Origin of the sequence: Nocardia testacea NBRC 100365, assembly GCF_000308775.1 — a bacterium.
Lineage (GTDB): Bacteria > Actinomycetota > Actinomycetes > Mycobacteriales > Mycobacteriaceae > Nocardia > Nocardia testacea.
This window is the reverse complement of the sequence record NZ_BAGJ01000128.1, coordinates 36,832-55,180: the sequence shown is the minus strand read 5'-3', so window position 1 is coordinate 55,180 and position 18,349 is coordinate 36,832. Positions and strand designations below refer to the sequence as shown.

At 69.0% G+C, this 18,349-nt stretch carries 15 protein-coding genes; 12 read left to right on the top strand and 3 right to left on the bottom strand.

Translation table 11 applies throughout. The features are described 5' to 3' along the window. The 8 genes from ON38_RS34210 to ON38_RS17845 form a co-directional block, all read left to right on the top strand. On the top strand, positions 1-1,930 hold a 1,930-nt coding region (locus tag ON38_RS34210; protein ID WP_506330621.1), incomplete at its 5' end, for a serine/threonine-protein kinase. 146 nt (positions 1,931-2,076) lie between these two features. Beyond that, positions 2,077-2,979, top strand: coding sequence for a serine hydrolase family protein (locus ON38_RS17875; protein ID WP_245564089.1), 903 nt, complete (start codon positions 2,077-2,079; stop codon positions 2,977-2,979). Between the two features lie 88 nt (positions 2,980-3,067). Then, positions 3,068-4,102, top strand: a complete 1,035-nt coding sequence (locus ON38_RS17870; RefSeq protein ID WP_039825973.1) for an ATP-dependent 6-phosphofructokinase — start codon at positions 3,068-3,070, stop codon at positions 4,100-4,102. Positions 4,103-4,206: 104 nt separating this feature from the next. Beyond that, positions 4,207-5,592 carry an alpha/beta hydrolase family protein gene (locus ON38_RS17865; protein WP_039825961.1) on the top strand — a complete coding sequence of 462 codons (1,386 nt, stop codon included), beginning with the start codon at positions 4,207-4,209 and terminating at the stop codon, positions 5,590-5,592. 43 nt (positions 5,593-5,635) lie between these two features. Then, positions 5,636-7,144 carry an Asp-tRNA(Asn)/Glu-tRNA(Gln) amidotransferase subunit GatB gene (gene gatB, locus ON38_RS17860; protein ID WP_039825960.1) on the top strand — a complete coding sequence of 503 codons (1,509 nt, stop codon included), beginning with the start codon at positions 5,636-5,638 and terminating at the stop codon, positions 7,142-7,144. A 119-nt stretch (positions 7,145-7,263) separates the two neighbouring features. Continuing rightward, positions 7,264-7,908 (top strand): PadR family transcriptional regulator, encoded by a 645-nt coding sequence (locus ON38_RS37545; protein WP_083872767.1) that lies wholly within the window; start codon positions 7,264-7,266, stop codon positions 7,906-7,908. Beyond that, on the top strand, positions 7,868-8,419 hold the full coding sequence (locus ON38_RS17850) for a GyrI-like domain-containing protein (RefSeq protein ID WP_245564088.1): 552 nt from the start codon (positions 7,868-7,870) through the stop codon (positions 8,417-8,419). The genes ON38_RS37545 and ON38_RS17850 overlap by 41 nt, the downstream gene beginning before the upstream one ends. A gap of 46 nt (positions 8,420-8,465) precedes the next feature. Further along, positions 8,466-9,335 carry an alpha/beta fold hydrolase gene (locus ON38_RS17845; protein WP_039825957.1) on the top strand — a complete coding sequence of 290 codons (870 nt, stop codon included), beginning with the start codon at positions 8,466-8,468 and terminating at the stop codon, positions 9,333-9,335. 93 nt (positions 9,336-9,428) lie between these two features. On the opposite strand, the gene ON38_RS17840 is transcribed toward ON38_RS17845, so the two are convergent. Continuing rightward, a complete protein-coding gene (locus ON38_RS17840; protein ID WP_039825956.1) occupies positions 9,429-10,535 on the bottom strand; it encodes a PQQ-dependent sugar dehydrogenase in 1,107 nt (368 codons plus the stop codon). Positions 10,536-10,873: 338 nt separating this feature from the next. On the opposite strand from ON38_RS17840, the gene ON38_RS17835 reads away from it, so the two are divergent. Continuing rightward, on the top strand, positions 10,874-11,563 hold the full coding sequence (locus ON38_RS17835) for a DoxX family protein (RefSeq protein WP_245564087.1): 690 nt from the start codon (positions 10,874-10,876) through the stop codon (positions 11,561-11,563). Positions 11,564-11,627: 64 nt separating this feature from the next. On the opposite strand, the gene ilvD is transcribed toward ON38_RS17835, so the two are convergent. Further along, on the bottom strand, positions 11,628-13,469 hold the full coding sequence (gene ilvD, locus ON38_RS17830; protein WP_039825954.1) for a dihydroxy-acid dehydratase: 1,842 nt from the start codon (positions 13,467-13,469) through the stop codon (positions 11,628-11,630). Further along, on the bottom strand, positions 13,388-14,335 hold the full coding sequence (locus ON38_RS37540) for a PH domain-containing protein (RefSeq protein ID WP_083872770.1): 948 nt from the start codon (positions 14,333-14,335) through the stop codon (positions 13,388-13,390). The genes ilvD and ON38_RS37540 overlap by 82 nt, the downstream gene beginning before the upstream one ends. A 439-nt stretch (positions 14,336-14,774) precedes the next feature. Here ON38_RS37540 and ON38_RS17820 point away from each other — a divergent pair, with 439 nt between their 5' ends. The 3 genes from ON38_RS17820 (at position 14,775) to ilvC (ending at position 18,313) form a co-directional block, all read left to right on the top strand. Then, on the top strand, positions 14,775-16,700 hold the full coding sequence (locus ON38_RS17820) for an acetolactate synthase large subunit (RefSeq protein WP_039825952.1): 1,926 nt from the start codon (positions 14,775-14,777) through the stop codon (positions 16,698-16,700). Continuing rightward, on the top strand, positions 16,697-17,200 hold the full coding sequence (gene ilvN, locus ON38_RS17815; RefSeq protein WP_030521893.1) for an acetolactate synthase small subunit: 504 nt from the start codon (positions 16,697-16,699) through the stop codon (positions 17,198-17,200). The genes ON38_RS17820 and ilvN overlap by 4 nt, the downstream gene beginning before the upstream one ends. 111 nt (positions 17,201-17,311) lie before the next feature. Further along, positions 17,312-18,313, top strand: a complete 1,002-nt coding sequence (gene ilvC / locus ON38_RS17810; protein WP_174372431.1) for a ketol-acid reductoisomerase — start codon at positions 17,312-17,314, stop codon at positions 18,311-18,313. The last annotated feature ends 36 nt before the right edge of the window (positions 18,314-18,349 follow it).

Sequence of the window (18,349 nt, the reverse complement as noted above, 5' to 3'; positions counted from 1 at the left end):
CCCGGCCACCAGCGTGGGCATGCTGATCCGCTCGCATCTGACCGAACCGCCACCGCGAGCAAGCGTGCAGCGAACCGGATTACCGGCCGCACTCGATGATGTGATCGCATGGGGTATGGCCAAGGATCCGCACGAGCGTTTCGCTACGGCAGGTGAACTAGCTGTAGCTGCCCGCACCGCGCTGAACTCTCCGGCGCGCCCCCCGTATCCCGCCGGCCCACAGCCGCGGTCCGGCGAATCTCCCGCTATTGCCGAGGTGCCCGCTCCGTCGGCGCCGCCGACCGGCGGGATTCCCACCCTGGTGGTCCGGATACCGCGCGAGGAGGGCACGCCGGACCCGGCCACGACCCTGCCCGCGATTATCCCCGGCGACCCGACCTCCTTCCGGCCCACCGAAACCGAGTTCACCCCGCTGCCGGCCGACGATCCCGCTCCCGCCGCCGATCCCGAGGCCCCGCCCGGCGGTATCCGGCCGTTCCCGGACGCGCATCTCTACCAGAACGAGCAGTTGCACCCGGCCGTCGATCCGTCACAGTACGAGAACCCGGCGCCCGCGACCGGGGGCATGCCGGTCGCGGACTTCTACCCGCACGATCAGGCCACCCGCATCTACGGTGAACCCGGCTATCCGGTCCCGGCGGCCGAGGAGTCCACCCGGGTCTTCCGGGACGAGACCCCCGCAGGACAGGCCTATCCCGCCCAGGACGCGACCCGCTCCTATCGGCCGGTGGAGAGGGACGCCTCGGGGCTCGCCTATCCCGCCGACGATCCGGCCCAGGCCTACCTGCAGGAGAACGCCGGATTCGCCTACTCCGGAGAGGACACCACTCGGGCCTATCAGCCGGTGGAAGAAGGTCATGCCGGGCTCGCGTACTCCGGCGAGGACGCGACCCATGCGTATCAGCCGGTGGATGATGGCCACGCGGGCCTCGCGTACTCCGCCGAGGACGCGACCCATGCGTACCAGCCGGTGGATGATGGCCACGCCGGGCTCGCCTATTCCGGCGAGGACGCGACCCGCGCGTATCAGCCGGTGGATGATGGCCATGCGGGCCTCGCGTACTCCGCCGAGGACGCGACCCGTGCGTATCAGCCGGTGGAAGAGGGTCACGCGGGCCTGGCGTACTCCGCCGAGGAGACCACCCGGGCGTATCAGCCGGTGGATCGGACGCCTCCCGAACTCGCCTACTCCGCCGAGGAGGCGAGCTTCGACCCGCGGCCGCAGTACCCGGTGTCCGAGCCGACCGGCCGCTACGACGCTGCGGCGCCCGGCGAGCACTACGGCTACCGGGCCCAGGATCCCGGCCCACCGGCCGACCCCTATGCGGCCGCCTACGAGGCCGGCTATCGCGACAGTTACGCCGCGAACGCGCGGGCCCGTGACACCGCACCCGGCGGCGAACGTTCCAAAGTCGTGCCGATAATGACCGGAATCGGGGTTTTCGCGGTGGTGATCATCCTCGCGGTACTCGGTATCCAGTTCCTCGGTGGCTCCGAGGGCCCGGAATCCACCGGCGCCGCCGATACCACCGGCGCCGCCACCACCTCGGCCCCCGAGCGGACTTCCGCGGCCGACAGCACCGGCGAACCCTCCGCCACCACCTCCGCGCGCACCAGCACCACCACGTCGGCGACCACCACCACGGCCCGGGCCGATCTGCCCGCGGGTGCGCAACCTTGTTCGGGGGTGTCCTCCGGCGGTTCCGAATACGGTTCCGCGGCAACCGGTACCGCGGTGACCAGTTGCGAGTTCGCCGAGGCGGTCCGGCAGGCCTACCTCGATCCCTCCGTGGTCTCGGCCGAGGGCGATCCCGTCTCGGTCGAGGCCACCAGCCCGGTGACCGGCCAGGCCTACACGCTCGAATGTGTCGCCGCGGCCGGCCTGGTCACCTGCCGGGGCGGGAACAACGCCATCGTCTACCTCTACTGACCTGCCGGTAGACGCGGAACCGCGCATTCGTTCGCGTCCCCGGCGGGCTCATCCGGGCCGGGCCGGGGCCGCCGATGGAGTACGGTTTTCCGACCGGGTACGAATCATCGGGACTGTGGGAGATCACAAGAGCCATGCGGAGAGAAGTGTCGGCCGATAAGAAACGGGAACTCCCACTGGTCCGTCGCCTGCTCGCGATCACTGCCTGCCTGCTCGTCGCAGTCGTCGCGCCGGCCTGCGGATCCGAGCCCGAGAAACGGCCGCTGACCACCTCGATCACCCAGGCGGCGGCCGAAGCGCCGGGCGGCAAGGTCTCGATCACCATTCCGGGCACGCTGGCCGCCGATTTCACGGTGCTCGAGCAGTCGGCGAAAGGGAAACTGGGTCTGGCGATCATGCCGGTGGGCGGTGAACAGTTCGTCGGACTGGGCAAGTGGACCACCGGTCCCGCGTGGTCGACGATGAAGGTTCCGCTGGTGGTGGCCGCCGAGCGGAAGAACCCCGGGGGCCAGTCCTACGCCGCCTCGGCCGCCATCACCGCGTCGGACAACACCGCCGCGGACACCCTGTGGTCCGCGCTGGGGACCCCTCGGGAAGCCGCCCAATCGGTCCAGGCGGTGCTGCGCGAGGGCGGCGACAGTGTCACCGTCGTGGCGGAGAAGCCGAAGCGCGCGGAGTACTCGTCATTCGGGCAGTCCGAGTGGTCGCTCGCCGACCAGGTGCGGTTCGCCTCGAAACTGCCCTGTCTCCCGGGCTCGGAGAAGGTCGTGCAGTTGATGGGTTCGGTCAGCGCGAATCAGCAGTGGGGTCTCGGTTCGGTGTTCGAGGCGGCCGAGTTCAAGGGCGGCTGGGGTCCGGACACCGACGGGGCCTATCTGGTGCGGCAGTTCGGCCTGGTACCGGCCAGTGGCGGTTCGGTCGCGATAGCGCTTGCCGCGCAACCGGATTCGGGCACGTTCTCCGACGGGATGAATCTCCTCGACGAGATGGCGGGCCTGATCTCCCAGCATCTGGGCGAGTTCACCGGCGGGTCCTGCCCGGCCCGGTGAGCGGCACTCCCGCCCGGTGCGCGGGCGTTACCGGACATTCACGGGCCCGACGCGGCAAAGGTGTCTCGCAGCGGGCAAGATGGGCGCCATGCGCATCGGAATCCTGACCGGAGGTGGGGACTGCCCGGGACTGAACGCGGTGATCCGCGCTGTCGTTCGCACCGCGAACGGCCGCTACGGTGACGCGATCGTCGGCTTCGAGGACGGCTGGCGCGGATTACTCGAGGACCGCAAGATCCGGATCCAGAACGACGATCGCACCGACCGCCTGCTCGCCAAGGGCGGCACCATGCTCGGTACGGCGCGTACCAACCCCGATATCCTGCGCGCGGGCCTTGGGCAGATCCGCCGGACGCTCGACGACAACGGCATCGAAGCGCTCATCCCGATCGGCGGAGAGGGCACGCTGACCGCCGCCAGCTGGCTGTCCGAGGAGGGTGTTCCCGTCGTCGGCGTGCCGAAGACGATCGACAACGATATCGACTGCACCGATGTCACCTTCGGCCACGACACCGCCCTGTCCATCGCCACCGAGGCCATCGACCGGCTGCACACCACCGCGGAATCCCATCAGCGGGTGATGCTGGTCGAGGTCATGGGCCGGCACGCGGGCTGGATCGCCGTACACGCCGGTATGGCGGCGGGCGCCCATCTGACGCTGGTCCCCGAACAGCCCTTCGACGTGACCGAGGTCTGTGCACTGATCAAGAGCCGGTTCCAGCGCGGCGACAAACATTTCATCTGCGTGGTCGCCGAAGGCTCGCATCCCGCTCCCGACTCCGGGTTCACCCTGCGGGAGGGCGGAGTCGACGAATTCGGGCACGAACGGTTCACCGGCGTCGCGCAGCAGTTGGGGGTGGAGATCGAACGCCGGATCGGCAAAGAGGTCCGCACTACGGTGCTGGGGCACGTGCAGCGCGGCGGCAGCCCGTCCCCGTACGACCGGGTGCTGGCCACGCGGTTCGGCCTGCACGCGGCCGAAGCGGTGCACGCCGGGCATTTCGGTCAGATGGTGGCCCTGCGGGGTACCGAGATCGGGCTGGTGCCGCTGCACGAGGCGACCAAACAGCTCAAACGTGTTCCGGCCGACCGCTACGACGAAGCCCGCGCCTTCTTCGGCTGAACCCGCCCGCCGGCGGCGCCGGAACCGGGGGTCCGGCCGAAATCCTCGGCGCGACCTCGGTGCTTCGCCGGGGTCGCGCCGCGGCGCGGGGATACAGTCGGACCATGCGCCATGGCAGGGGTGTGTTGCTGGTTGCGGTTCTCTCGATGCTCGTCCCGGTACTGGCCGGTTGCCCGGGCGGCGCCGTCGACGACCGGGTGCGCGGGCAATGGCACGGGGCGATCGAGGTGCCCGGCGCGCCGGTCGTGGTGGCGGTGGATTTCACCGGTCGGACCAGCGGGCGGATCGATATACCCGCCGAACGGATCGCCGGCCGTGCCCTGGCAGAAGTGGTGGCCGAACCCGGGCGGGTGGAGTTCGGGGTGCCGGATGTCCCGGGCGACGCGCGGTTCGCGGGCCGGCTCGACGAATCGGCCGATGCCATCGTGGGTGATTTCCGCCAGTCCGGGCACAGTTTCGGGTTGCGACTGAATCGCCGGCCGGTCGGTGCCCCGGCCCGTCCCCAGCAACCCGCACCGCCGTATCCCTATATCTCCGAAGAGGTTTCGTACCCGAGCGGCGGTATCACCGTCGCGGGCACCCTGACCCGTCCCGCGGCGACCACCGGGCCGCTGCCGGCGGTCGTCCTCATCGGCGGCAGCGGTCCACAGGACCGCAATGAGGAGATCGCCGGGCACCGGCCGTTCCTGCTGCTGGCCGATACCCTCACCCGGGCGGGGTACGCGGTGCTGCGCACCGACGATCGCGGAGTCGGCGGTACCGGCGGCAACCTGAATCAGGCGAATTACCCCGATCTGGCCGGTGATATCGAGGCGGGACTGCGTTTCCTGCGCGCGCGCCCGGAGATCGACGCCGACCGTATCGGCCTGCTCGGGCATTCCGAAGGCGGTTATCTGGCGCCGCTGGTGGCCGCGCGCCCCGAGAACGGGATCGCGTTCACCATCCTGATGGCCGCACCCGCCGTCCCCGGGACCGAGATCATCCTGGCCCAGGGCCGCCGGACCTTCCTCGAGGCCGGAGCCACCCCCGACCGGCTGGACGCCCATCTCGCCTTTCTGCGGGACTGGACCGCGGCGCTGCGGGCCGGCCGGCTCACCAAGGCCGCACGGCTGTCGGAGACCTACAACCGCACACTGCCGACGGAGCTGCGCACCGCCTCCGAGGCCCTGACCGGCGAGAACACCCCGTATATGGCCGCGCTGGTCTCCTACGATCCGGCTCCCGCGCTGTCCGCGCTGCGGATACCGGTGCTGGCGTTCTTCGGATCCAGGGATGTGCAGGTCCCGCCGGCGCAGAACGAACAACCCATGCGTGAGCTGCTGGGCGCCGCCCCGGATGCCACGGTCACGGTGCTGGACGGGCTCAACCATCTGATGCAGCCCGCCGTATCCGGCCTGCCCGGCGAGTACGAGACCATCGAGACGACCATCGATCCGGTGGCCCTCGATACGGTCACCGGCTGGCTCGGCGCACGGATCCGAGTGGACTGACCGCCCACCGGAGGGGCATGCCTGCACGCTTAGACTGTGGGCCATGAGCGCACCCACCGTCGAACTCATGGATTACGCCGAGGTCGTCACCCGGTACGAGCCGGTGCTCGGCATGGAGGTCCATGTCGAGCTGAACACCGCGACCAAGATGTTCTGCGGTTGCCCGACCACCTTCGGCGCCGACCCCAACACCCAGGTCTGCCCGGTCTGCCTGGGCCTGCCCGGTTCGCTGCCGGTGGTCAACCAGCAGGCCGTCGAGTCGGCGGTGCGGATCGGACTGGCGCTCAACTGTTCCATCACGCCGTGGGGCCGGTTCGCGCGCAAGAACTACTTCTACCCCGATCAGCCGAAGAACTATCAGATCAGCCAGTACGACGAACCCATCGCCACCGGGGGATACCTCGATGTCCCGCTCGACGACGGCACCACTTTCCGGGTGGAGATCGAGCGTGCGCACATGGAGGAGGACACCGGTAAATCGGTACACGTCGGCGGCGCGACCGGGCGTATCCACGGGGCGAGTCATTCCCTGCTCGACTACAACCGGGCCGGGGTGCCGCTCATCGAGATCGTCACCAAACCCGTCACCGGCGCCGGCGACCGCGCACCCGAGGTCGCGCGCGCGTATGTGACCGCCCTGCGCGATCTGCTGAAATCCCTGAACGTCTCCGATGTCCGGATGGAGCACGGTTCGCTGCGCTGCGACGCCAATGTCTCGCTCATGCCGGTCGGCGCCGAGGTCTTCGGCACCCGCACCGAGACCAAGAACGTGAACTCGCTCAAGAGCGTCGAGGTCGCGGTCCGGTTCGAGATGCGCCGCCAGGGCGCGGTGCTGGCCACCGGCGGCGAGGTGATCCAGGAGACCCGGCATTTCCACGAGGCCGACGGGTCCACCTCCCCGGGCCGCCGCAAGGAGACCGCCGAGGACTACCGCTACTTCCCCGAACCCGATCTGGAACCGGTCGCGCCCGACGCGGACTGGGTGGAGGGGCTGCGCGGCACCATTCCCGAGTATCCGTGGCTGCGCCGGGCGCGCATCCAGTCGGATTGGGGTGTCTCCGACGAGGTGATGCGCGATCTGGTGAACGCCGGTGCGCTGGACCTGATCATCGCGACGGTCGATGCCGGCGCCCCCGCCAAGGAGGCGCGTTCCTGGTGGGTCGCCTACCTCACCGAGAAGGCCAACGAGCGCGGTGTCGCCCTCGAGGACCTGCCGATCACGCCCGCGCAGGTGGCCGAGGTGATCGGCCTGGTCGAGGCCAAGACGGTGAACAACAAGGTCGCCAAACAGGTGGTCGACCTGGTGCTCGACGGCGCCGGGGATCCGGCCCATATCGTGGAGAGCAAGGGCCTGGGCATGGTCAGCGACGACAGCGCGCTACAGGCCGAGGTCGACAAGGCGCTGGCCGCCAATCCCGATATCGCCGACAAGATCCGCTCCGGCAAGGTGCAGGCCGCGGGCAAGATCGTCGGCGATGTCATGAAGGCCACGCGCGGCCAGGCCGACGCGGCGCGGGTGCGGGAGCTCGTTCTCGCTGCCTGCGGCGGGTAGCTCTCGCGGAATCCTTTCACCGGCCCGTCCCGCCTCGTGCGGGGCGGGCCGGTTCGCGTTGTGGGCAGCGGGCCGGATGAGTCTGCGTCGCTGGTTTATTCTAGTGCTAGAATAGCGCCGTGGAGCTCACTCCTTCCGAACTCGTCGTCCTCGGCCTGATCATCGAGTCCCCGCAGCACGGTTACGATCTCGAACAGGTCATCGAACGCCGCGGGATACGGCAGTGGACCGAGATCGGGTTCTCGTCGATCTACTACCTGCTCGCCAAGCTGGAAAAACGCGGGCTGGTGCACGCCGAGGCGCCCGCCGCCGCGAAGGGGCGTCGCGTCTTCCGTGCCACCGCGGCGGGGCGTGAGGTCGCCGCCCGCACCGCGCTCGCGCTCGTCGCGGAGCCGCACCCGGTACCGCACCCCTTTCTCGTGGGTGTTTCGAACCTGCCGCTGCTGTCCGAACCCGAATACCGGCGTGCGCTCGCCGACCGGCTGCGGCAGCTCGAGGCGCGGATCGCCGCCGTCGAGGCGGCGGCGTCCGCGCAGTCGCCTCTCGCGTTGCCCGCGCGCGAGGTCTTCTCCTATTCCCTGAGCCTCCTGGAGGCAGAGAGGTCGTGGCTCGCCCGGCGAGTCCAGGTGCCCGATGACGGACAGAGCGACAGCCGACAAGGTCGACTTCAAGAAGGAGATCGCGGCCTACCGGGCCCGGCAGGGCCGGTTCGAGGTGGTGGAGGTGCCGGATCTGCAGTACCTCATGGTCGACGGGCACGGTGACCCCAATACCGACCCCGCCTTCGGTCACGCGACCGAGGCGCTCTACCCGCTGGCCTACACACTGAAATTCGCCAGCAAGCGTGAGCTCGGACGCGACTATGTCGTGATGCCGCTGGAAGGTCTGTGGTGGGCCGACGAGATGGACGCCTTCACCGCCGCGCGGGACAAATCCCGCTGGGACTGGACGCTGATGATCATGGTCCCGGACTGGATCGAGGGGGACCTTTTCGCGGCCGTGGTCGAGCAGGTCGCGGCCGGTGATCGCCCGCGGCGGCTGTACGACGTACGCCTGGAAACCCTCTCGGAGGGGCGCTGTGTGCAGACACTGCACATCGGCTCCTACGACGACGAAGCCGGGGTGCTGGCCCGGATGCACCACGAATTCATCCCGGACAACGGGTTGCGGATGGTCGGCCGACACCACGAGATCTATCTCGGTGACGCACGCAAGGTGGCGCCCGAGAAGCTGCGCACCATCCTCCGGCAACCGGTCGCCGCGGCCGGCGCCTGACGATACGGTGGCACCGTTGGATCGATACGCACCGGCCGGGGGACTCATGAACAATCGCCTGACAACGTTCACCAACGATGGGCTCACCTTCGATGTGGTCGACGACGGTCCGTCCGACGGCGAGCCGGTCGTGTTACTGCACGGATTCCCGCAGACCTCCCGGCAATGGGCGCGTCTCACCCCCTATCTGCACGAGCGCGGCTACCGCACGATCGCGCCCGATCAGCGCGGGTACTCGCCCGGCGCCCGGCCGCGGGGGCGGTTCGCCTACCGGATGAGTGCGCTGGTCGGTGATACGGCGGCGCTGATCGACACGCTCGGTGCCGGACCGGTGCATCTCGTCGGCCACGACTGGGGATCGGCCGTGGCCTGGTCGACCGCGGCGACGCACCCGTCCCTGGTGCGTACGCTCACCTCGGTATCGGTCCCGCATCCCATGGCGTTCGTCCGATCCTGTCTCGGCAGTACGCAGTTGTTCCGCACGTTCTACATGGTGTGGTTCCAAGCGCCGTGGCTACCCGAAGTGGTGATATCGCGCGGTTTTCGCGCGGCCGATGCCGTACGCAGCCCGCAGTGGCAACGCCGGGCCCGGGAACTGTCGCGGATGGACGACGAACAGTTCGGCCGGATCCGGCGCGATATCGTCGACGGCGGAGCACTGCACTACGCGCTGAACTGGTACCGGGCGATGCCACTCGTCGCGCCGCGGCGTGCCGGGCGTGCTGTCGGTGTCCCGACGACGCATGTATGGGGCAGCCGGGACGTTTTCATGGCACGTAAGGGTGCCGAACTGACGGCCGAATACGTGACCGGACCGTTCCGCGGCGAAACCCTCGACGCCGCCCACTGGATTCCGGAGGAGCGACCCGCCGAGCTCGCCGCCATCATCGCGGCACGAGCGAGCGGCATCGGCTGACCTGCCCGGCGTTCGGCCCCCGCGGTGCGACTCCGCTCCGCCGTGCGGGAGGTGCCCCGGCCGGCCGGCGGCCGGGGCACCTGCCGCGGTCTCCTAGTCCGGTCCGCCGCCACCGGCGGACGGCGGCGGGATGCGTACCACCCGATCGTCGTTCGGGGTCGGCTCGCCGCCGTCGGATTTGTTCGCCGTCGACACCCAGATGGTCCCGTCCATCGCCGGGGCCGCGCCGAGCAGACGACCGTACTTGTTGGCGACGAAAACGCTGGGGGGCGCGGTCACCGCGTAGGTCTTGGGGTCCGGCACGGCCATCGCGAGCGCTTTCGCGTCGGTCAGCGAGATCGCCACGCCCTCGGGAGTCACCGCGCACCCGGCCACTCCCGGCCGGTCGGGCCAGGTCCACGCGGTGGTGACGGCGCCGTCGGGGGCGACCCGCTGCAGCCGGTCCATGGTGGGGGTGCGGTCGGTGATCCAGATCTGGTCACCACCGAGGCAGATATCGCCGGCCGAGCCGATTCCGGCAACCGCGACCTCGGTGGGCGCGTCGCCGCTGGAGCTCGGATTGTTCACCCGCAACAGTTTCCCGGCCCGGCTGCCGGGATTCGCGGCCGCGGCCGGGTCGCCGGTATCGCCGGTGAGCACCAGCATCTGATCGGGTTTCGACCATTCGATCGCACCGCGATTACCGGTGGTGCCCTTGGGAATTCCGGTCAATACCGGTTTCGGCGGCCCACCCTCGGCGAAGCGCACCACCCGGTTGTCGCTGGGTGTGGTGACGTAGGCGTAGATCAACCCGTCCTCGGCATAGGTCGGGGAGATCGCGATATCGCTCAATCCGCCGTCACCCGCGGGATCGACATCGACCCGGGCCACCTCGACCGGTTGCTGTTCCGGGGCCACCTGCAGGATGCGGCCGGTGCGGCGTTCGGCCACCAGCGCGTACCCGCCCATTTCGACCAGTCCGCCGGTGGTGTCGAGGCAGCTCACCACGACGGCCGGGTCCGGGTCGATACACGGACCGCTGGGCCGGGTGGTGGAACTTTCGGACTGCTCGGGTTTCTTGGGCTCGAGTTCCGCGCCGTCCAGCGTCGGTTCCGGGGTGAACGGACTGGATGCGGAATCGTCGAATCGGGCGCATCCACTCAGCACCAACGCTCCGAGTACCAGCCCCACCGTCACGCGCCGCGCGCCAACCGACCTCATAATCTCCCAACGTAGTGGAAACGGCCCCGGGTGTGCCCCGAAGGCCCTGTCGCGGCGGGAAGCGTCCGTTCGGCGCGGGTGCGTCCGTCCTGTGACACGTGCCGGCCCATGGCACGGACACGCCGCCGATTCAGCCGGTGCGGGGCGGTTCGTCCGCTTACTGTTGAGGAGTGAGTGCCAAGGCGAGAAACGGGTCCGCGTCCTCCGAGGCCGCGGGGCCCGGGAATCTGTCTACCGGAGAGCAGCGCGCGGTATCGACCACCGCGGGCGGGGTCGGGAGTCCCTACGATTCCCCGACCGGCCAGTTCCCCCCAGTGGCCATGACGAAGGAGATTCCGGTGAACGCATCGGCGACCACCGGCGGCACACCGGCCGATACGCCGGGTCCCGGCGGCCCCGGCGGCAGTCGCGAGGACACCTACGACTACGCGAGCATCCCGCCGGCCGGTAATCAGCCCAACGGCGGCCTGCGCCGCCGCAACGGTGATTACCGCCGCGGCACCCTCGACTTCGGGCTTTTCATCCTGCGGCTGGTCGTGGGGGCCACCTTCCTCTACCACGGCCTGCAGAAACTGACGGGCTGGTTCCACGGCCCCGGCCTGGACGGCACCAAAGCCATGATGGAGGGCAGCGGCTGGCAGCATCCCTCGCTGGCCGCCGCCATGGTGACCGCCGGCGAGGTGGGCGGCGGGGCGCTGCTGATCCTGGGGCTGGCCACGCCGCTGGCCGCGGGCGCGGTGCTGGCGGTGATCCTGGACGCCTGGTTCTGGAAGCAGGGGATGCATCCCGGGTTCCAGTACAAGGCCGGTCCGGGCGCGGTCGAGCTGGAGAGCATCCTCGCGGGCGCCGCGGTCGCCATCATCTTCACCGGGCCCGGACGCTGGTCGCTCGACCGCGGGCGGGGCTGGGCGGTCCGGCCCGGGGCGGGATCGTTCGTGGTCTTCGTCCTGGCGGTCGCCGCCGCGGTCCTCACCTACTGGTGGCTGCAGAACGGCAACCCGCTCACCGGTATCGGTCCTTTCGACTGACTTCATGAGACGACAAAGGCGCTCCCTCGGATCCGAGGGAGCGCCTTCATTGTTTCGAGGCGGATCAGGGCACGTGCCGGACCGCGCCTTTGTCGGCCGAGGTCGCCATCGCGGCATAGGCGCGCAGCGCGGTGGTGACCGTCCGTTCCCGGTTCTGCGGCTGCCACGGCCGTTCGCGGGCTTCCATCTTGGCCCGGCGTTCGGCCAGCACCGCCTCGTCGACGACGACCTCCAGGGTGCGGGTCGCGACGTCGATGCGGATCCGGTCGCCGTTCTCCACCAGGCCGATCACACCGCCGCTGGCCGCCTCCGGCGAGATATGGCCGATCGACAGACCCGAGGTGCCGCCGGAGAACCGGCCGTCGGTGATCAGGGCGCACTGTTTGCCCAGGCCCGCGCCCTTGAGGAACGCGGTCGGATGGAGCATCTCCTGCATTCCCGGCCCGCCCGCCGGACCCTCGTACCGCACCACGAGCACATCACCGGGCCGGATCTTCTTGCCCAGGATCACCGAGACGGCTTCCTCCTGGGATTCGACCACCACGGCCGGTCCTTCGAAGGAGAACAGTTCCTCGTCGATACCGGCGGTTTTGAGCACCGCGCCGTCGACCGCGAGATTGCCGCGCAATACGACCAGCCCGCCCTCGGCGGTGTAGGCGTGCTCGATATCGCGGATGCACCCGCCCGCGGCATCGGTGTCCAGCGACGACCAGCGGTTCTCGGTCGAGAAGGGTTCGGTGGTGCGCACCCCGCCCGGTGCCGCGTGGAAGAGTTCCAGTGCTTCCTCGGACGCCTTGCCGGAACGGATGTCCCAGGTGTCGAGCCATTCGTCCACCGACGCGCTGTGCACGGTGGTCACATCGGTTTCCAGCAGTCCGGCCCGGCGCAGCTCACCGAGGATGGCGGGGATACCGCCGGCCCGGTGCACGTCCTCCATGTGATAGTCCGAGTTCGGTGAAACCTTCGACAGCGTCGGCACCTTGCGGCTGATGGTCTCGATGGTGTGCAGGTCGAAATCGACCTCGCCCTCCTGGGCCGCGGCCAGCGTGTGCAGGACGGTATTGGTGGACCCGCCCATCGCCACGTCCAGGGCCATGGCGTTGCGGAAGGCCTTCTCGTTCGCGACATTGCGCGGCAGCACCGAGGCGTCGTCGTCGCGGTACCAGCGGGTCGCGATATCGACGACGATCGTGCCCGCGCGCTCGAACAGGGCACGGCGGGCCGCGTGGGTGGCCAGCGTCGACCCGTTGCCCGGCAGCGCGAGACCCAGGGCCTCGGTGAGACAGTTCATGGAGTTGGCGGTGAACATGCCGGAGCAGGAACCGCAGGTCGGGCAGGCACTGCGCTCGACCTCGCTCAATCCGTCATCGGTCACCGCGGAATTCGCGCTGGCCGAGATAGCGGTGATCAGGTCGGTCGGGGCCTGCGCGACGCCGCCCACGACCACGGCCTTTCCGGCCTCCATCGGGCCGCCGGAGACGAAGACCGTGGGGATGTTCAGCCGCATGGCGGCGTTGAGCATGCCCGGGGTGATCTTGTCGCAGTTGGAGATGCACACCAGCGCGTCGGCGGTGTGCGCGTTCACCATGTACTCCACCGAATCCGCGATGATCTCCCGGCTGGGCAGCGAGTAGAGCATGCCGCCGTGTCCCATGGCGATACCGTCGTCCACCGCGATGGTGTGGAATTCCCGCGGTACCCCGCCCGCTTCCCGCACCGCATCGGCCACGATCTCGCCGACGTCCTTGAGGTGTACGTGCCCCGGCACGAACTGGGTGTAGGAGTTGGCGATGGCGACGATCGGCTTGCCGAAATCGGAATCGGTCATACCGGTGGCCCGCCACAGGGCGCGGGCGCCGGCGGCATTGCGGCCGATGGTGGTTGTTCGGGAACGAAGCGGTGGCATGAGTGTCCTCGGTCGGGTCGCGGGGCTGAAAGTTGCGACAGCGCCGTATCGCCCAGCGCGGGGACCGCGGTCGGGTGCGATCGGCGATTTTCCAGGCTACTCCCGTTCGGAAGTGGGCCCGGGGCCGGTATCGGCAGCCCTGGGAGTGGCGGAGGGGTCGCCGGAGCCGGTGCGTGTCTCGCCGGAACGGCCGGGTGCGGGCCGGCCGGACTTCGCATCGCCCGATGCCGTGTCGGCGGACGCCGCCTCATCCGACGCGGGATGAGCCGACGCCGCGCCGGAACCCGCGGCAGGCGGTGTCGCGTCGTCGGATGCCGCGGCGGCGGGCGCCGAGTCGGCGGGCGTGGGACGGCCGGTTCCGGAGGTGGGCGCCGAGTCGTCGTGCGCCGAGTCGTCGTGCGCCGAGTCGTCGTGCGCCGGGTCGGCGGGTGTCGCGTCGGCGGGCGCGGGACGGCCGGTTCCGGCAGCGGGCGCCGAGTCGCCGGCACCGTGTATGGCGTCATCGGGTGCGGTGTCGTCGTCGGCGGGGGCTCGGCGGCCGGGGCGGGATCCGGGAGCACGAACGGATCAGGGATACGCCCGCCGGAGGCGTCCACCAGATCACGCAACCGGTCGTAGCTCACCGCCGGCAGCGGTACCTCGCTGTCGTCGTCCAGATGGGCGCGGACGAATCCGCGTTTGGGGATGCTCAGGCCCTTCACCTGTGCCCAGTCGATATGCCGGGAGGAGAAGACCGACCGCAGATCCAGGCCAGCCGGTGACACCCGCGTCTGGGTACGCAGGATCCAGACGAGCACCCCGATCGGGATCAGCGCGAGCCAGAACAGTCCGGCCGGCCAGCCGACGATGGGGAAGAACACGCACATCGCGAGGATGAACACGCCGAGGAACGACAGTCGTGTCGTGCGGATCACACGCGTGGGTCCGGGCGGCGCCGTATCCCCACCCGTTACCTCCGCGGCGGCGGGGTTGTGGGACGATTCAGGAGGTGGCACGGACTGATGCGGTGATGACACCTCACCATCCTCGCATCATGGTGGACCGGCGTGAGCACCCGCTACCTTCCCACATAATGGGAAGTCGGCGGTCAGCTGTTTGACTCCGCACCACACGCACACATACCGTCATGCGCGTGAATCGAAACGAGTTGCTCGTAATCGGCCGGCGCGTCCAGCGCTGAGCCAGACGATCCGGAGTCGAATACGTCAGCTCGCACTGCGACGCGCCACCCTCGAACAGCCGCCGGCTGTCGAGGGCTTTTTTATGTCGGGACCAGTGAACGACAAGCAGTAAGGAACCAAGACGGTGAGCGCACCAACTACCCGGCCCGGGCCTTCGGCCCGCAGGCCCGCGCCTTCGAACCCGTCGGCTCCGGCCGGCGCTCCGACCACCCAGGCGAACCGCCGCCAGGTCCCGCCCGAGCGGGTCACCGGCGCGCAGTCCGTCGTCCGCTCCCTCGAGGAGCTCGGCGTCGACACCGTATTCGGTATTCCGGGCGGTGCTGTCCTTCCTGTTTACGATCCGCTCTTCGATTCGACCAAGGTGCGCCATGTGCTCGTGCGGCACGAGCAGGGCGCGGGCCACGCGGCCACCGGATACGCCCAGGCCACCGGCAAGGTCGGGGTGTGTATGGCGACCTCCGGTCCCGGCGCGACCAACCTGGTGACCCCGATCGCGGACGCCCAGATGGACTCGGTGCCGATGGTCGCGATCACCGGGCAGGTCGGCCGTAGCCTCATCGGCACCGACGCCTTCCAGGAAGCCGATATCTCCGGCATCACCATGCCGATCACCAAGCACAACTTCCTGATCAAAGAGGGCATCGATATCCCGCGGATCCTCGCCGAGGCCTTCTACCTGGCGTCCAGCGGCCGGCCCGGGGTGGTGCTGGTCGACATCCCCAAGGATGTGCTCCAGGAGCAGACCACGTTCAGCTGGCCGCCGGAGATGCGGCTGCCCGGCTACCGTCCGGTCACCAAACCGCACGGTAAGCAGGTGCGCGAGGCCGCCCGGCTGATCGCCGAGTCCACCCAGCCCGTGCTGTACGTCGGCGGTGGTGTGATCAAGTCCGAGGCGTCGGCCGAACTGCTGGAGCTCGCCGAGCTCACCGGTATCCCGGTGGTCACCACGCTGATGGCGCGCGGCGCGTTCCCCGACAGCCACGAACTCAATATGGGTATGCCGGGTATGCACGGCACCGTGGCCGCGGTGGCCGCCCTGCAGAAATCCGACCTGCTGGTCACCCTGGGCGCCCGCTTCGACGACCGGGTCACCGGCCGGCTGGACTCCTTCGCACCCGGCGCCAAGGTCATCCACGCCGATATCGACCCGGCCGAGATCGGCAAGAACCGGCACGCCGATGTGCCGATCGTCGGCGACTGCCGCGAGGTGATCACCGAACTCATCGAGACCCTGCGCGCCGACCCGGCCGGTTTCGAACTCGACCTGACCGCCTGGCGGACCTACCTCGACGGCATCCGCGACTCCTACCCGCTCGGCTGGAGCAAGCCCTCGGACGGGTCGGTGTCGCCGGAGTTCGTTATCGAGACGCTGGGCCGCCTGGCCGGTCCCGACGCCATCTACTGCGCGGGTGTCGGCCAGCACCAGATGTGGGCCGCCCAGTTCATCAAGTACGAGAAGCCGCGGACCTGGCTGAACTCCGGCGGCGCCGGAACCATGGGGTACGCGGTTCCCGCCGCGATGGGCGCCAAGATGGGTGCGCCCGACCGCGAGGTGTGGGCGGTCGACGGTGACGGCTGCTTCCAGATGACCAATCAGGAACTCGCCACCTGCGCGGTGGAGGGGGTGCCGATCAAGGTGGCGCTGATCAACAACGGCAACCTGGGCATGGTCCGCCAGTGGCAGACCCTGTTCTACGACCAGCGCTACTCCAATACCGACCTCAAGACCCACGGCCTGCGCATCCCCGATTTCGTGAAGCTCGCCGAGGCCCTGGGCTGCCACGGTATCCGGGTGGAGAAGGAAGAGGACGTCGAGGCCGCGATCCGCGAGGCGCAGTCGATCAACGACCGTCCCGTGGTGATCGATTTCATCGTCGGCAAGGACGCCCAGGTGTGGCCGATGGTCGCCGCGGGCACCAGCAACGACGAGATCATGGCCGCCCGCGGGATCCGCCCGCTGTTCGACGAGGACGAGACGGCCGCCGAACCCGCCATCATCCACGAGGCCATGAACCGTGAGCAGGCCGAGACCGAGGGGAACCCATCATGAGCACCACCCACACCCTCAGCGTCCTGGTCGAGGACAAGCCGGGTGTGCTGGCCCGGGTGGCCAGCCTGTTCTCCCGGCGCGGATTCAATATCGAATCCCTCGCCGTCGGCGCCACCGAGGTCAAGGAGATCTCCCGGATGACCATCGTGGTCACCGTGGACGATCTGCCGCTGGAACAGGTCACCAAACAGCTCAACAAGCTGGTGAATGTGATCAAGATCGTCGAGCAGGACCCGGAGACCTCCGTGGCCCGTGAACTGATCCTGGTGAAGGTCCGTGCCGACGCCAGTGTGCGCACCCAGGTGATCGAATCGGTCAACCTGTTCCGCGCCAAGGTCATCGACGTCTCGCCCGACGCGCTCACCGTCGAGGCGACCGGTACCCGGTCCAAGCTCGACGCGCTGCTGCGCATGCTCGAGCCGTACGGCATCCGGGAGATCGTGCAATCCGGGGTGGTGGCCGTGGGCCGCGGACCGAAGTCCATCACCGCCACCCGTTGACCCGTGGCCGGGCGCACCCCGCGCCCGGCCGCATTACGTGCCTCGTTTACCGTTTCCCGCGTTTCGCGGGTTCGAATAAGTCAGAAGGGATACCACCAAGTGGCAGTCGAGATGTTCTACGACGACGATGCCGACCTGTCGATCATCCAGGGCCGTAAGGTCGCGGTGATCGGTTACGGCAGCCAGGGGCACGCGCATTCGCTGAGCCTGCGCGACTCCGGCGTCGAGGTCCGCATCGGCCTCAAGGAAGGCTCCAAGTCGCGGGCCAAGGCCGAAGAGGCCGGGCTGACCGTCGGCACCCCCGCCGAGGTCTCGGAGTGGGCCGACGTCATCATGCTGCTCGCCCCCGACACCGCGCAGGCGTCGATCTTCACCAATGACATCGAGCCCAACCTGAAGGACGGCGACGCCCTGTTCTTCGGCCACGGTCTCAATATCCACTTCGGCCTGATCAAGCCGTCCGCCGAGATCACCATCGGCATGGTCGCCCCCAAGGGCCCCGGCCACCTGGTGCGCCGCCAGTTCGTCGACGGCAAGGGTGTCCCCGCCCTGATCGCCATCGAGCAGGACCCGAAGGGCGAGGGCCAGGCGCTGGCGCTGTCCTACGCCAAGGGCATCGGCGGTACCCGCGCCGGCGTCATCAAGACCACCTTCAAGGAAGAGACCGAAACCGATCTCTTCGGTGAGCAGGCCGTGCTCTGTGGTGGTACCGAGGAACTGGTCAAGACCGGTTTCGAGGTCATGGTCGAGGCCGGCTACGCCCCCGAGATGGCCTACTTCGAGGTGCTGCACGAGCTGAAGCTCATCGTCGACCTGATGTACGAGGGCGGTATCGCCCGCATGAACTACTCGGTCTCCGACACCGCCGAATTCGGTGGCTACCTGTCGGGCCCGCGGGTCATCGACGCCGACACCAAGAAGCGGATGCAGGACATCCTCAAGGACATCCAGGACGGCACCTTCGTCAAGCGCCTGGTCGCCAATGTCGAGGGCGGCAACAAGGAGCTCGAGGGCCTGCGCAAGCAGAACGCCGAGCACCCGATCGAGGTCACCGGTAAGAAGCTGCGCGACCTGATGAGCTGGGTCGACCGGCCGATCACCGAAACCGCCTGAGCGGTTTGCTGATTCAGCGCTGAAAGGGGTCCTTCC